We start from the raw sequence: 14,518 nt of genomic DNA on the forward strand, positions 1-14,518 counted from the left end.
GCGTCACCGGCAATACGCACGGATGCAGAGGTCAGCATGACGTTAATGGAAATATGGATGCGCCTGGCGGCGGTAAAGGGCTTGAATGGCGCAAAGGCGTTTGAATGTCTGTCACAATTGCCGCTCTCCGCTGACTTTGATCGGCAAGGGGCGCTTTTTGCCTACCTTACTCCTCGCCAGCGCCAGCGATTTCATCAGTATCCTTCCGCCAATATCGAAGCTGCGCTTCGCTGGCTGGAGCATCCCGGCCACCATTTTGTCAGCTTTTCCGATGAGGCTTATCCCCACCGGCTTCGAAATCTCGCCTGTCCGCCTCCCGCGCTGTTTGTCAAAGGAGATATTGGCTGCCTGAACTCAAAGCAGCTGGCCATGGTCGGCAGCCGCCGCTATACGGTATACGGGGAGCAGTGGGGATCCTGTTTTGCCGCGGCGCTGTCCCGGTGCGGTCTCACCATTACCAGCGGGCTGGCGCTGGGCATCGATGGTATCAGCCATCGTGCGGCATTGGACGCCAAGGGGCGTACCGTCGCGGTATTGGGCAGCGGGCTGCAGAACGTCTATCCGGCGCAGCACCATAAGCTCGCCGAGCGTATCGTTGGGGAGGGCGGCGCGCTGGTTTCGGAGTTTGTTTTGGACGCGGCGCCTCTGGCGAGCCATTTCCCCTATCGTAACCGGATCATCAGCGGGCTGAGCCTCGGGGTGCTGGTGGTGGAGGCCGCCGCCAGAAGCGGCTCGCTGGTTACCGCGCGATATGCCCTCGACCAGGGCAAGGATGTCTATGCCTTGCCCGGTCCGCTCGGCAATTCCGGTACCGAAGGAACCCATTGGCTGATTCAGCAGGGCGCTTATCTGATTACGCAGCCAAAAGAAATCCTGGATCAGCTCGGCAGCGGCCTGAATTGGCTGACTTTGGAGCAGGATAAAATTATTTATGCGGCAGAACGCGAAGTTGAATTGCCATTTGCCGATGTGTTGGCTAACGTAGGAGATGAGGTTACACCTGTTGACGTCGTCGCTGAACGTGCCGGCCAACCTGTGCCAGAGGTAGTGATTAAGCTGCTTGAGCTGGAGTTAGCAGGATGGATCGCAGTTGTACCCGGCGGCTATGTCCGTTTAAGGAGGGCAGGCCATGTTCGACGTACTAATGTACTTGTTTGAGACATATATCCACAATGAAGTCGAAATGCGTGTGGATCAAGATAAGTTGACCGATGATTTAACCCGTGCGGGTTTTCATCAGGATGACATTTATAACGCGCTGAACTGGTTGGAGAAACTGGCTGATTTACAGGATGGGCAAAGCAAAACCTTTACGATGAGTGCCGATCCGCTCGCTTTACGTATTTATACCGATGAAGAGAGCCAGTTCCTGGATACGGAATGTCGTGGATTCTTACTGTTTCTTGAACAGATTCAGGTGCTGAACCTTGAAACCCGTGAAATGGTTATCGATCGCGTCATGGCCCTGGATGCCGCTGAGTTTGATCTGGAAGATCTCAAATGGGTTATCCTGATGGTGCTTTTTAATATCCCAGGATATGAAAATGCATACCAGCAAATGGAAGATCTCGTATTTGAGGAAGATGAAAACCATCTGCATTAAAGAATGACAGACTTACTGATGATTGGAATTTATGGCAAAAGCCGCGCTTTTTACCGCCAGGCCCACTGAGCGCTGCCCTGATTGCGGGGCAGAGCTCGTCATCAGGTCCGGTCAGCATGGCCCGTTCCTCGGTTGCTCTCAATACCCCCGTTGCGCTTATATCAAACCGCTAAAACAGCATGCTGACGGACATATCGTCACCGTGCTGGAAGGGCAGACCTGCCCGGCCTGTCAGGGGACCCTGGTGTTGCGCCAGGGGCGCTACGGCATGTTTATCGGTTGTTCCAACTATCCCGTCTGCGATTATATCGCGGCGACGGATAAACCTGATGAGACCGCTTTTACCTGCCCGCAATGCCGGACGGGAAATCTGGTGCAGCGAACATCCCGTTTTGGTAAAACGTTTTACGCCTGCGATGCCTACCCCCGATGCCGGTTCGTGGTCAATTTTAAACCTGTCGCGGGGGAATGCGCTTATTGCCGTTTTCCGCTGTTAATAGAAAAAAATACCTCACGGGGCGCCATACTTTATTGTGCCGATAAACGCTGCGGCAAACCGGTTACAGTCAAAGAGAATGATGAAGAATAATCTGTCGGATCTGTCCGAATTGGTAAATAAACTGGGCCGGGACCAGGTGGTGGCATATCCCACCGAAGCCGTTTACGGCCTGGGCTGCGATCCTGACAGCGAAACGGCGGTGCGGGCATTGCTGGCGCTGAAGCTTCGTCCCTGGACCAAAGGATTGATACTGGTGGCCGCCGAGTACCGGCAGCTGCTGCCTTATATTGACGACAGCGCATTAACCCATCCGCAGATGGAACGGATTATGTCCAGTTGGCCGGGGCCGGTGACCTGGGTCATGCCCGCCAGGCCGGAAACGCCCCGCTACCTTACCGGGCAATTTTCGACCCTGGCAGTGCGCGTCAGCGCTTTTGAGCCGGTGCGGCAGCTCTGCCTGGCCTTCGGAAAACCGCTGGTATCCACCAGCGCCAATCTGTCCGGCCGGGAGCCTGCCCGGACCGCGGCGGAGGTACGGCTGCAGTTTGGTAATGATTTTCCGCTGATGGACGGCAACGTCGAGGGGCGGCTAAACCCTTCCGAAATTCGAGATGCCTTGACTGGCACCCTTATCCGCCAAGGCTGAAAAGACGAGAAAAGATTATGGAAACCTATGCCGTATTCGGTAATCCGATAAAACACAGCAGATCGCCCCGTATCCATGCGCTGTTCGCCGAGCAAACCGGTATCCCCCATACCTATGGCCGGGTATTGGCTCCCCCGGATGATTTTGAACAGGTTTTACGGTCATTTTTTGCCGATGGTGGTGAAGGGGCCAATATCACCATGCCGTTCAAAGAACGGGCCTTCGCCCTTTGTGACCAGCTGACCGAGCGGGCGTCCCAGGCCGGGGCGGTGAATACCGTGAAAAAACAGTCTGACGGAACGTTATTGGGAGACAATACCGACGGCATCGGCCTGTTAACGGATTTGCGCCGTCTGGAACTGATTCGGCCGGAAAGCCGCATTCTGCTGGTGGGCGCCGGCGGCGCGGCGCGCGGCGTTATCTTGCCTTTGCTGTCTTACGGCTGTTCAATAATGCTTACCAACCGGACATTTGAACGGGCGCTTGAGCTGGTATCGTTTTATCAGCATGTGGGCACTATCAACGCACAGCCGTTAAACGAACTCGCCGAACCGGATTTTGATCTCGTCATTAACGCCACGACTTCCGGTGTTCATGGCGAGGTACCGGCCCTGGCGGGCTCGTTGATTAATTCGTCGATAAACTGCTATGACATGTTTTATCAGAAAGGACTGACGCCTTTCCTGCAGTGGTGTGCTGATAGAGGCAGCGAGCATTACGCTGACGGCCTCGGTATGCTGGTAGGCCAGGCCGCCTATTCGTTTTTGTTATGGCATGGCGTCCTGCCCCAAATCAAACCGGTATTAGATTTATTACGCCAGGAGCAATCGACTTAACTCCCTTGGGCAAGATACTCGTCTTTCCAGCGTACATAGTTATCAGATGAATAGAGTAGTCTGCCGATTTCATTTGGCGTCAGCGCCCTGGATCTTCTGACCGGGCTACCCACATAAAGATAACCGCTTTCCAGACGCTTCCCTGGCGCTACCAGGCTGCCGGCGCCGATCATGACGTTCTCTTCAATCACCGCGCCGTCGAGTATAATGGATCCCATGCCCACCAAGACCCGGTTGCCGATGGTGCAGCCATGCAACATGGCTTTATGGCCTATTGTAACATCATCGCCAATGATCAACGGGTTGCCGGCCGGATTGTAATCGGATTTATGGGTCACATGCAGTACGCTGCCGTCCTGGATATTGGTTCTTGCCCCGATGATGACTTTGTTGACGTCGCCACGAATGGCCACCAACGGCCAAATGCCGACGTCATCCGCCAGCCTGACGTCCCCGATCACGACGCTGGAAGGATCGATCATGACCCGTTGACCCAGTTCCGGCACCATACCCCGGTATGGGCGCAGCGATCCTGAAGGTTGTAACATGACGATTACCTCAAGCAAATAAATTTAACTGACTTTATCGCCGAGATGGCCGCCATGACAACAACCGATGTGGTCAAAATCGCTTTTTTTATCGAGTCGGGTCAGGCTAGGATCTGAACGCGGCAGGGGTCCTCGATCTTCAAACCCGGGACGATCTCGACGCCGGATCGTTTAAGATCAATACGTCGGGGTTGAAAAATAAGCAATCAGTTGGAAAAGATCAAAAAACGCTTGTGCAATATAATCGGATCCCTATAATGCGCCTCCATCGACCGGGACTGTGAGCAGCTTCACAAGGACCGAAAACGAGTCAGAAGCAAGCCTGACGGGCTTGACACTGATAGGGGAAAGCGTAATATACGCCACCTCGCGCCAGACTGAATCATAGCGGCGCATGCTCTTTAACAATTTATCAGACAATCTGTGTGGGCACTCACAAGACCGTATCGAAACACAACAATACAAGTCTTAGAGTGTTTACCAGTTAATTCAGTAATGAATGAAACAGTAGATTCTTTGAGCATCAAGCTTTTAATTGAAGAGTTTGATCATGGCTCAGATTGAACGCTGGCGGCAGGCCTAACACATGCAAGTCGAGCGGCAGCGGAAAGTAGCTTGCTACTTTGCCGGCGAGCGGCGGACGGGTGAGTAATGTCTGGGGATCTGCCCGATGGAGGGGGATAACTACTGGAAACGGTAGCTAATACCGCATAACGTCGCAAGACCAAAGTGGGGGACCTTAGGGCCTCACACCATCGGATGAACCCAGATGGGATTAGCTAGTAGGTGGGGTAACGGCTCACCTAGGCGACGATCCCTAGCTGGTCTGAGAGGATGACCAGCCACACTGGAACTGAGACACGGTCCAGACTCCTACGGGAGGCAGCAGTGGGGAATATTGCACAATGGGCGCAAGCCTGATGCAGCCATGCCGCGTGTGTGAAGAAGGCCTTCGGGTTGTAAAGCACTTTCAGCGGGGAGGAAGGGTTGGGTTGAATAGATTCAATCATTGACGTTACCCGCAGAAGAAGCACCGGCTAACTCCGTGCCAGCAGCCGCGGTAATACGGAGGGTGCAAGCGTTAATCGGAATTACTGGGCGTAAAGCGTGCGTAGGCGGTTCGTTAAGTCTGTTGTGAAAGCCCCGGGCTCAACCTGGGAATGGCAATGGATACTGGCGAGCTAGAGTGTGTCAGAGGATGGTGGAATTCCTGGTGTAGCGGTGAAATGCGTAGATATCAGGAGGAACACCAGTGGCGAAGGCGGCTCTCTGGGCCGTAACTGACGCTGAGGCACGAAAGCGTGGGGAGCAAACAGGATTAGAAACCCCAGTAGTCCATGCTGTAAACGATGTCGATTTGAAGGTTGTGGCCTTGAGCCGTGGCTTTCGGAGCTAACGCGTTAAATCGACCGCCTGGGGAGTACGGCCGCAAGGTTAAAACTCAAATGAATTGACGGGGGCCCGCACAAGCGGTGGAGCATGTGGTTTAATTCGATGCAACGCGAAGAACCTTACCTACTCTTGACATCCACAGGAATTTGCAGAGATGCGAATGTGCCTTCGGGAACTGTGAGACAGGTGCTGCATGGCTGTCGTCAGCTCGTGTTGTGAAATGTTGGGTTAAGTCCCGCAACGAGCGCAACCCTTATCCTTTGTTGCCAGCACGTAATGGTGGGAACTCAAAGGAGACTGCCGGTGACAAACCGGAGGAAGGTGGGGATGACGTCAAGTCATCATGGCCCTTACGAGTAGGGCTACACACGTGCTACAATGGCGCATACAAAGAGAAGCGAACTCGCGAGAGCCAGCGGACCTCACAAAGTGCGTCGTAGTCCGGATTGGAGTCTGCAACTCGACTCCATGAAGTCGGAATCGCTAGTAATCGTGGATCAGAATGCCACGGTGAATACGTTCCCGGGCCTTGTACACACCGCCCGTCACACCATGGGAGTGGGTTGCAAAAGAAGTAGGTAGCTTAACCTTCGGGAGGGCGCTTACCACTTTGTGATTCATGACTGGGGTGAAGTCGTAACAAGGTAACCGTAGGGGAACCTGCGGTTGGATCACCTCCTTACCGAAAGATACGCGTCGAGTGACGTGTCCACACAGATTGTCTGATAACAGTATTGAGCAAGAAAAACCTTCTATAGGCTTGTAGCTCAGGTGGTTAGAGCGCACCCCTGATAAGGGTGAGGTCGGTGGTTCGAGTCCACTCAGGCCTACCATTCCTTCCCATGCTGCGTTGCGGCGCCACTCGTTTATTATTATAAACTTCGTGACCCCACGCCTTGCCTGGAAACGAATGGGCTATCGAGTTGAATTCTCTCTCAAAAGAAAAGGCTTCGTATTCATTATTGATGCGCGGCTTTCGGCGTTGAAAAGAAGCAATTCGTTACTAAAAGGTGAGAAACGACTTGGGGCTATAGCTCAGCTGGGAGAGCACCTGCTTTGCACGCAGGGGGTCAGCGGTTCGATCCCGCTTAGCTCCACCATTTCGCGCCGCGAAATGAGAGATTGTCTGGTTTTTCTTTAATTATTTCAGAGCACACTGATATGGCGACGCCTGCGGGTGAACGCGTGTTAAGTATGCTGCGAAATACTGCTCTTTAACAATCCGGAACAAGCTGAAAATTTGAAAAAACATGCTGAGCAAAATCAGTATGCGAGTCTCTCAAAGCAAGCAAACCTAGAATGCTGTTATGTCGATAACAGCCTCTGTCCAACGCTGGCGATGTTCGTAACAGGCCGCGCCGAAGCAAGACTGAGCGAACGACTGCAGGGCAAGGCGCCCGGCACGGAGAAACCGGAGTGGACTGTATGTCCATGAGGATTTCGAGTACCGGAGCAACGCGGCCATGTAGTCGTGCAGCCGGTCGGACAGAACAAACACTTTAGGGTTGTGAGGTTAAGTGACTAAGCGTACACGGTGGATGCCTAGGCAGTCAGAGGCGATGAAGGACGTGCTAATCTGCGAAAAGCGTCGGTAAGCTGATATGAAGCGTTATTAGCCGGCGATGTCCGAATGGGGAAACCCAGTGCAATTCGTTGCACTATCATTGCGTGAATCCATAGCGCAATGAGGCGAACCGGGGGAACTGAAACATCTCAGTACCCCGAGGAAAAGAAATCAACCGAGATTCCCCCAGTAGCGGCGAGCGAACGGGGAACAGCCCAGAACCACCATCAGCTTTTGCATCAGGAGAACGGTCTGGAAAGTCCGGCGACAGAGGGTGATAGCCCGTATCCGAAGGTGCAGAGGTTGTGGGTTCGATGAGTAGGGCGGGACACGTGATATCCTGTCTGAAGATGGGGACCATCCTCCAAGGCTAAATACTCCTGACTGACCGATAGTGAACCAGTACCGTGAGGGAAAGGCGAAAAGAACCCCGGCGAGGGAGTGAAACAGAACCTGAAACCGTGTACGTACAAGCAGGGAGCCCCATCACTAAGCCAGTGGTGAAGCTGCATATGCATCCTTTGCTAAAGGTGCGGTAGGCGGAGCGAAAGCGACGCCCAACCGACAAAATAAGCAGAGGGGCTTAGTGATGGGGTGACTGCGTACCTTTGTATAATGGGTCAGCGACTTATATTCTGTAGCAAGGTTAACCGCATAGGGAGCCGTAGGGAAACCGAGTCTTAACTGGGCGTATAGTTGCAGGGTATAGACCCGAAACCCGGTGATCAGCCATGGGCAGGTTGAAGGTTGGGTAACACTAACTGGAGGACCGAACCGACTAATGTTGAAAAATTAGCGGATGACTTGTGGCTGGGGTGAAAGGCCAATCAAACCGGGAGATAGCTGGTTCTCCCGAAAGCTATTTAGGTAGCGCCTCGTGAATTCATCTTCGGGGTAGAGCACTGTTTCGGCTAGGGTCCACCCCGGATTACCAACCCGATGCAAACTGCGAATACCGAAGAATGTTATCACGGGAGACACACGGCGGGTGCTAACGTCCGTCGTGAAGAGGGAAACAACCCAGACCGCCGGCTAAGGTCCCAAAGTCATGGTTAAGTGGGAAACGATGTGGGAAGGCATAGACAGCCAGGATGTTGGCTTAGAAGCAGCCATCATTTAAAGAAAGCGTAATAGCTCACTGGTCGAGTCGGCCTGCGCGGAAGATGTAACGGGCTAAACCATGCACCGAAGCCGCGGCAGCGGGCGTATCACTTAAGACAATTGTGCGGTAAAGACGATTGACGGAGCGCAGCGACGTCAATGCGTTCATGACGTCGAGTTGACTTAAGGATACGCCCGTTGGGTAGGGGAGCGTTCTGTAAGCCTGAGAAGGTGGCCTGTGAGGGTTGCTGGAGGTATCAGAAGTGCGAATGCTGACATAAGTAACGATAAAGCGGGTGAAAAGCCCGCTCGCCGGAAGACCAAGGGTTCCTGTTCAACGTTAATCGGAGCAGGGTGAGTCGACCCCTAAGGCGAGGCCGAAAGGCGTAGTCGATGGGAAACAGGTTAATATTCCTGTACTGGGTGTGACTGCGAAGGGGGGACGGAGAAAGCTAGACCGGCCGGGCGACGGTTGTCCCGGTTCAAGCGTGCAGGTGGAGAGGACAGGAAAATCCGTTCTCTTGTAACACTGAGGCGTGATGACGAGCCACTACGGTGGTGAAGGGGTTGATGCTACGCTTCCAGGAAAAGCCTCTAAGCACCAGGTCATATCGAATCGTACCCCAAACCGACACAGGTGGTCAGGTAGAGAATACCGAGGCGCTTGAGAGAACTCGGGTGAAGGAACTAGGCAAAATGGTGCCGTAACTTCGGGAGAAGGCACGCTGGCATTAGGTGGAGGAACTTGCTTCCCGAGCTGAAGCCAGTCGCAGATACCAGCTGGCTGCAACTGTTTATTAAAAACACAGCACTGTGCAAACACGAAAGTGGACGTATACGGTGTGACGCCTGCCCGGTGCCGGAAGGTTAATTGATGGGGTTATCCGTAAGGAGAAGCTCTTGATCGAAGCCCCGGTAAACGGCGGCCGTAACTATAACGGTCCTAAGGTAGCGAAATTCCTTGTCGGGTAAGTTCCGACCTGCACGAATGGCGTAATGATGGCCAGGCTGTCTCCACCCGAGACTCAGTGAAATTGAACTCGCTGTGAAGATGCAGTGTACCCGCGGCAAGACGGAAAGACCCCGTGAACCTTTACTATAGCTTGACACTGAACATTGAGCCTTGATGTGTAGGATAGGTGGGAGGCTTTGAAGTAGGGACGCCAGTCCTTATGGAGCCAACCTTGAAATACCACCCTTTAATGTTTGATGTTCTAACTCCGGCCCGTAATCCGGGTCGAGGACAGTGTCTGGTGGGTAGTTTGACTGGGGCGGTCTCCTCCTAAAGAGTAACGGAGGAGCACGAAGGTTAGCTAATCACGGTCGGACATCGTGAGGTTAGTGCAAAGGCATAAGCTAGCTTGACTGCGAGAGTGACGGCTCGAGCAGGTGCGAAAGCAGGTCTTAGTGATCCGGTGGTTCTGAATGGAAGGGCCATCGCTCAACGGATAAAAGGTACTCCGGGGATAACAGGCTGATACCGCCCAAGAGTTCATATCGACGGCGGTGTTTGGCACCTCGATGTCGGCTCATCACATCCTGGGGCTGAAGTAGGTCCCAAGGGTATGGCTGTTCGCCATTTAAAGTGGTACGCGAGCTGGGTTTAGAACGTCGTGAGACAGTTCGGTCCCTATCTGCCGTGGGCGTTGGAAGATTGAGAGGGGCTGCTCCTAGTACGAGAGGACCGGAGTGGACGCACCACTGGTGTTCGGGTTGTCATGCCAATGGCATTGCCCGGTAGCTACGTGCGGAAGAGATAACCGCTGAAAGCATCTAAGCGGGAAACTTGCCTCGAGATGAGTCTTCCCTGTGGCTTTAGGCCACCTGAAGGGACGTTAAAGACGATGACGTTGATAGGTCGGGTGTGTAAGCGCAGCGATGCGTTGAGCTAACCGATACTAATGACCCGTGAGACTTAACCTTACAACACCTAAGGTGTTTGGGCGATGAGAGCGTTGTCCGCAAGGGCGATGAGAGAATTTTCAGCGAAGTTCCGGATAAAGGCCAATGGTCATCGTTGAAAGATGACGGTTGGATAACGAATTTGCCTGGCGGCACTAGCGCGGTGGTCCCACCTGACCCCATGCCGAACTCAGCAGTGAAACGCCGTAGCGCCGATGGTAGTGTGGGGTCTCCCCATGCGAGAGTAGGGAACTGCCAGGCATCCATTAAGGCCGATACCTTGAGCGAAGCATAAGGTGTGGTCAATACAAGCTTAGAGCGCTGATATGGCTCAGTTGGTAGAGCGCACCCTTGGTAAGGGTGAGGTCCCCAGTTCGACTCTGGGTATCAGCACCAGTTCATTTGGCGGAGTCCGGCAAATAAAGAATTTGCCTGGCGGCACTAGCGCGGTGGTCCCACCTGACCCCATGCCGAACTCAGTAGTGAAACGCCGTAGCGCCGATGGTAGTGTGGGGTCTCCCCATGCGAGAGTAGGGAACTGCCAGGCATCCATTGAACGAAGCCCTCTGTGAAAACAGAGGGCTTTTTCCGTCTGTAAAATAGGCAGTTCGCTACTCGAGCAGAGAGTAGGACAACCGGCAACACTGCTTGAACGAAACCGAAGGCGGCTGGCAGTTAAAAATAGTCTACGAATAATTATCATTTCGTCGATTTCTGAAAGTCCTCTTTGCCACTCCTGATTACCATGGCTGTAAAATCAGGAGGCAACAGCCATGACATCCTCTTCAATATTCTGTGGAATACCCAAGGTTTCATCTCCACTACTCGATACAGAATGCGACACAGAATGCAAGGGCATTGGCAGGGCGGTTACGTCAGTGGAAAATCGTAATTTAACATTTACCGACTATCCTGGTCAATCATCGAGCTCATCTTCCGGCACCCACGGCAGCAGAGCGTCTCCCGCTATGAAGGGGAAAATCCCTTTTTTTAGCGTTACCACGCCAAGCGATGGGGCCGACTCCGCGCATAGGCCATCGGCGACATCAAAGTGTAACCCAGCAAATGTGCCAGTAAATATTGTCAAAACTGAGCCGGCAGTGAAAAACCCCAATAAATCCGCCAGTGCCAAAATAAAAATTATTTTTAAAAAAATAATAGAGGTCCTCCCGGCATACCTTGATGGAATGAGCACGGTTATGCTCACGGCGATAGCAGTGGCGGGAACGTTTGGTTTATCTTTTTTACCGTTAACGTTAGCGGTTACCGTTTTGTATGTGTTGTGCGTTGTATGGCGCGCTTGTCACGCTGATAAAAAAGATTGGGTCGCTATACTGATAAGTGCTTGGGCGTTTAATAAAATGAAGGTGGTACAAAGTGTTGCTGCAGGCGTTGTTGCGGGGGTGTCTGCTAAACTTAATGGCGCTAACTTGAAAGCCACATGGCTTGCAATGAAGTTAAGTTTTTATAAAAGCCGAGAAAAAGGTACCGAAACCGGCATGGCCTGCGCTAATGGGGTGGGAGTAAGCGTTGCCAAGGTACAAAAGCTGGCAAAGCAACAGGATTGTAAGGTCTCAGAGGCAAGTTATGCAGGAGCTATGGCCGGCTCGAACGCTGGAATTAATATTAATGGGACAATCGAAGGCAGTTCGAAAATAGGTGAAATGGCCGGAAGCGGTGCATTCCACGGCGCTATGGTTGGCAGGGAAGTGGATATGCTAGCTGAAAAGGGGGCGGACTTAGCCACGGCGGGTATACATGCCTACTGGCGCTTTTGGCTGCCGGATATCTTCCCGGCCCAGCCAGAAGGAGAACGTTCCGCAGCGGGTGATAACAGGCTGTTCCGCAGCGCCGACCTAAGCAAACATGACGAAAGCTACGTGACGGGGTTGGTCAATGCCTATTGGCGGTTTTGGCTCCAGGATGCCGTCGCCCCGGCCCACAGTCAGAGAAGCGCTTTTACGATGGGTAACGATGCGGCATTTATCGAAAAAGATAAGTTGGCAGAAAAATCTCCCTCGATTGTCCATGTCGATAGCCGATTAGGCAAAACAAAGCCTGATGCGCAACGGACTAATCCGAAAAGGGATAGAACGACAAATGGCGAAGTCAGTGCGGGCCTTGGCGAGTGGTTTGGCGCCTATACCGGCGGCATGGCCGGCGGCTTATATGCTGGGTTGGATCACCGCTCAGGTGGCCGCTTTAAACATGCCGCTTCGGCTATCGGCCAGCAGGTAAGCGCGGTGCGAAATTTCATGGGCACCAGCACTGTTGCGTCAACGCGAAACAGGCCGGCTTTCCCCGAAATTGATTAAGGGTTTTTGACAGACAGTAAAGAATGTCTGGCATGATGTCACGCGCCGGCATGATTTTCCGTAAGCCGCTGACCGCTGGCAGTGTCAAACAGGTGAAGGCTCTGCGCCTCCACCTCCAGCCACAACGGCTGGCCCGGCGGATTATTTAACCGGCCGGCGAACTGGACATGCAGCGCAAATCCGCCCCAGTCCACGTGGAGCAAGCTGGTTTCGCCGGTGATTTCCTGTAGCCGAAGCGTGGCGGGCGGCTGTGAAGAGGCGGCTACCTGCATGAAATCATGGGGACGGATACCCAGCGTCACCGGCGAACTTCCCTGCTGTCGTGCGGCGGCATGCCATTTTGCCGGCAAAGGAAACCACAGTTCGCCGCATTTCACGCCCGGCACGCCATCGCGAATTTCCGTCAGGCCGTTCAGCAGGTTCATGGGCGGAGAGCCGATAAAACGCGCGACAAAGGTATTTACCGGCCGGTCGTAAATCTCCAGCGGTCGTCCCTGCTGGACAATGCTGCCCTCCTTCATCACGACGATTTGGTCCGCCAGGGTCATGGCCTCGACCTGATCGTGCGTGACATACACCGTGGTGGTTTTCAACTGCTGGTGCAGTGATTTGATTTCAGCCCGCAATTCCATGCGCAGTTGGGCATCAAGGTTGGACAACGGCTCGTCAAACAAGAATACCCGGGGATTACGCACCATGGCCCGCCCCATGGCCACACGCTGGCGCTGGCCGCCGGACAAGGCTTTCGGCAGACGTTTCAGCAACGGTTCGATACCCAGCATGCGTGCCACCTGTTGTACTTTGGTCTGCTGCTCCAGGCGAGGCACTTTTTTAACCTGCATATGGAAAGCCAGATTCTCCGCCACGGTGAGATGGGGATAAAGGGCATAGCTTTGGAAAACCATGGCGATATCCCGATCCGCGGGATCGAGATTATTGATTTGCTGGCTATCAATAAAAATATCGCCGTCAGACACCGTATCCAGCCCGGCCAGTAAACGCAGCAAAGTCGATTTACCACAGCCGGAAGGTCCCACCAGAACCGTAAAGCTGCCGTCCGGGATTTTCAAATCAAGCGGATGCAGCACGGCATGTTTGCCATAATGTTTGGCGACTTTGACTAATTCTACGCTCGCCATGGATTACTCCTCCCCGGCAAAAGATTGAAGTGAGGTGCGATCAGGGTACTGGCGCGGCGAACTGCTGATGGCCCGTCCGGCGACCCGGGTGCCCCAATAAAGCGCCTGCCGGCGGTTATAACCATAAAGCAGCGCACTGAGGAAACCGGCGTTAAAGCTGTCGCCGGCGCCAATGGTGTCCACCACTTCTACTACTTCCGCGCCGCAGGATAAAACTTCAAGGCCGTCGCAGACCATCGCCCCCTGGCTGCCGTATTTGATGACGCAGGCGCCGCCCGGCGCCAGCCGCCGTGCCAGGGAGTGACCCGCCGCCGCCAGGTCGCCGCTGTCCGCCAGCCCCAGGGTCTCCACTTCATTCAACAGCAGATAATCGCAGTGGCCGATCCAGCCCTGGATCCGTTGGCGCAGTTCGCTGTTCCAGCCCGAAGGGGGCCAGCCGGTATCCACCGCCACCTTAAAGCCGCGCCGCTGTAATGTCGCCAGCAGCTCGGAATATTCTTCGAAGAGGCGCAGGCAGAGAAAGGTGCCGCACAGCAATACCATATCTCCCGGCGCCGCCTGCGGCGGTAATTGCCGCAGGACATCCTGTTGCGACAGCCGCACGATGTGCCCTTGGTTGCTGAAAAACGTACGTTCGTTATCGGGATGGGTGATGCCCACCGTCAGCGAGGTTTCACAGTCGTAGCGCGGCCAAAACGGTGCGCTGTCGGCAAAATAGTCCGCCAGCCAGCGGGCGAAATGATCGTTGCCCTGATTGGCCACCGCGCGGTGCCGGGTGCCCAAAGCCGCCAGGGCGAGAACGCAGTTGCCAGCCGACCCGCCGGGACGCAGTGCGCTGTGCTCGAGCATTGCCTCGGTGCCGCGGGCGGGCCATTCAAGCAACGTACCCATAATCAGGTCGATATTGATATTGCCCACTACATATAAAGTGGCCTCGGGTGCGGATGTAGTCATAGTCTATTGATATCGTCCT

General features: G+C 54.0%; 9 protein-coding genes, 3 tRNA genes and 4 rRNA genes. 13 read left to right on the forward strand and 3 right to left on the reverse strand.

Annotated elements, in window-relative coordinates; genetic code table 11:
• The first annotated feature begins 36 nt into the window (after positions 1-36).
• Genes dprA through aroE form a run of 5 tightly spaced genes read left to right on the forward strand, consistent with a single transcriptional unit; the run spans position 37 to position 3,584 of the window.
• Positions 37-1,158, forward strand: a complete 1,122-nt coding sequence (dprA, locus tag GTU79_RS02740) for a DNA-protecting protein DprA (RefSeq protein WP_203522938.1) — start codon at positions 37-39, stop codon at positions 1,156-1,158.
• Positions 1,130-1,603, forward strand: a complete 474-nt coding sequence (locus GTU79_RS02745) for a DUF494 family protein (RefSeq protein WP_132923629.1) — start codon at positions 1,130-1,132, stop codon at positions 1,601-1,603. Before dprA ends, GTU79_RS02745 begins: the two co-directional genes overlap by 29 nt.
• Positions 1,604-1,634: 31 nt before the next feature.
• Positions 1,635-2,192 (forward strand): DNA topoisomerase family protein, encoded by a 558-nt coding sequence (locus GTU79_RS02750; protein WP_132923628.1) that lies wholly within the window; start codon positions 1,635-1,637, stop codon positions 2,190-2,192.
• Positions 2,179-2,748, forward strand: coding sequence for an L-threonylcarbamoyladenylate synthase type 1 TsaC (gene tsaC / locus GTU79_RS02755; RefSeq protein WP_203522937.1), 570 nt, complete (start codon positions 2,179-2,181; stop codon positions 2,746-2,748). The genes GTU79_RS02750 and tsaC overlap by 14 nt, the downstream gene beginning before the upstream one ends.
• Positions 2,749-2,765: 17 nt before the next feature.
• Positions 2,766-3,584, forward strand: a complete 819-nt coding sequence (gene aroE, locus GTU79_RS02760; RefSeq protein ID WP_203522936.1) for a shikimate dehydrogenase — start codon at positions 2,766-2,768, stop codon at positions 3,582-3,584.
• On the opposite strand, the gene GTU79_RS02765 is transcribed toward aroE, so the two are convergent.
• Positions 3,581-4,132, reverse strand: a complete 552-nt coding sequence (locus GTU79_RS02765) for a gamma carbonic anhydrase family protein (RefSeq protein WP_203522935.1) — start codon at positions 4,130-4,132, stop codon at positions 3,581-3,583. The genes aroE and GTU79_RS02765 overlap by 4 nt on opposite strands.
• A 532-nt stretch (positions 4,133-4,664) precedes the next feature.
• On the opposite strand from GTU79_RS02765, the gene GTU79_RS02770 reads away from it, so the two are divergent.
• The 8 genes from GTU79_RS02770 (at position 4,665) to GTU79_RS02805 (ending at position 12,406) form a co-directional block, all read left to right on the forward strand.
• A 16S ribosomal RNA gene (locus tag GTU79_RS02770) occupies positions 4,665-6,206 on the forward strand.
• A gap of 74 nt (positions 6,207-6,280) precedes the next feature.
• A tRNA-Ile gene (locus tag GTU79_RS02775) sits at positions 6,281-6,357 on the forward strand.
• 191 nt (positions 6,358-6,548) lie between these two features.
• A tRNA-Ala gene (locus GTU79_RS02780) sits at positions 6,549-6,624 on the forward strand.
• Positions 6,625-7,035: 411 nt separating this feature from the next.
• A 23S ribosomal RNA gene (locus GTU79_RS02785) occupies positions 7,036-10,112 on the forward strand.
• Positions 10,113-10,236: 124 nt separating this feature from the next.
• Positions 10,237-10,352: ribosomal RNA gene (gene rrf, locus GTU79_RS02790) — 5S ribosomal RNA — on the forward strand.
• 59 nt (positions 10,353-10,411) lie between these two features.
• Positions 10,412-10,487, forward strand: a tRNA-Thr gene (locus GTU79_RS02795).
• A gap of 35 nt (positions 10,488-10,522) precedes the next feature.
• Positions 10,523-10,638, forward strand: a 5S ribosomal RNA gene (gene rrf / locus GTU79_RS02800).
• Together the 16S, 23S and 5S rRNA genes with 3 tRNA genes alongside form the textbook arrangement of a ribosomal RNA operon.
• Positions 10,639-11,191: 553 nt before the next feature.
• Complete coding sequence (locus GTU79_RS02805) at positions 11,192-12,406, forward strand: hypothetical protein (RefSeq protein WP_203522934.1); 1,215 nt, start codon at positions 11,192-11,194, stop codon at positions 12,404-12,406.
• A 38-nt stretch (positions 12,407-12,444) separates the two neighbouring features.
• Here GTU79_RS02805 and GTU79_RS02810 read toward each other — a convergent pair whose 3' ends face one another.
• Both GTU79_RS02810 and GTU79_RS02815 read right to left on the reverse strand, forming a co-directional pair.
• Positions 12,445-13,545, reverse strand: a complete 1,101-nt coding sequence (locus tag GTU79_RS02810) for an ABC transporter ATP-binding protein (RefSeq protein ID WP_214513684.1) — start codon at positions 13,543-13,545, stop codon at positions 12,445-12,447.
• A gap of 3 nt (positions 13,546-13,548) precedes the next feature.
• Entirely contained in the window at positions 13,549-14,499 is a 951-nt protein-coding gene (locus GTU79_RS02815; protein WP_203522932.1) for a carbohydrate kinase family protein, read from the reverse strand.
• Positions 14,500-14,518: the final 19 nt, after the last annotated feature.

Origin of the sequence: Sodalis ligni (assembly GCF_016865525.2) — a bacterium.
In the GTDB taxonomy this organism is placed as follows: Bacteria; Pseudomonadota; Gammaproteobacteria; order Enterobacterales; family Enterobacteriaceae; genus Acerihabitans; species Acerihabitans ligni.

Coding starts and splice junctions, on each gene's coding strand:
- dprA (WP_203522938.1), top strand. CDS start 37: ATGACGTTAATGGAAATATGGATGCGCCTGGCGGCGGTAAAGGGCTTG.
- GTU79_RS02745 (WP_132923629.1), top strand. CDS start 1,130: ATGTTCGACGTACTAATGTACTTGTTTGAGACATATATCCACAATGAA.
- GTU79_RS02750 (WP_132923628.1), top strand. CDS start 1,635: ATGGCAAAAGCCGCGCTTTTTACCGCCAGGCCCACTGAGCGCTGCCCT.
- tsaC (WP_203522937.1), top strand. CDS start 2,179: ATGATGAAGAATAATCTGTCGGATCTGTCCGAATTGGTAAATAAACTG.
- aroE (WP_203522936.1), top strand. CDS start 2,766: ATGGAAACCTATGCCGTATTCGGTAATCCGATAAAACACAGCAGATCG.
- GTU79_RS02765 (WP_203522935.1), bottom strand. CDS start 4,132: ATGTTACAACCTTCAGGATCGCTGCGCCCATACCGGGGTATGGTGCCG.
- GTU79_RS02810 (WP_214513684.1), bottom strand. CDS start 13,545: ATGGCGAGCGTAGAATTAGTCAAAGTCGCCAAACATTATGGCAAACAT.
- GTU79_RS02815 (WP_203522932.1), bottom strand. CDS start 14,499: ATGACTACATCCGCACCCGAGGCCACTTTATATGTAGTGGGCAATATC.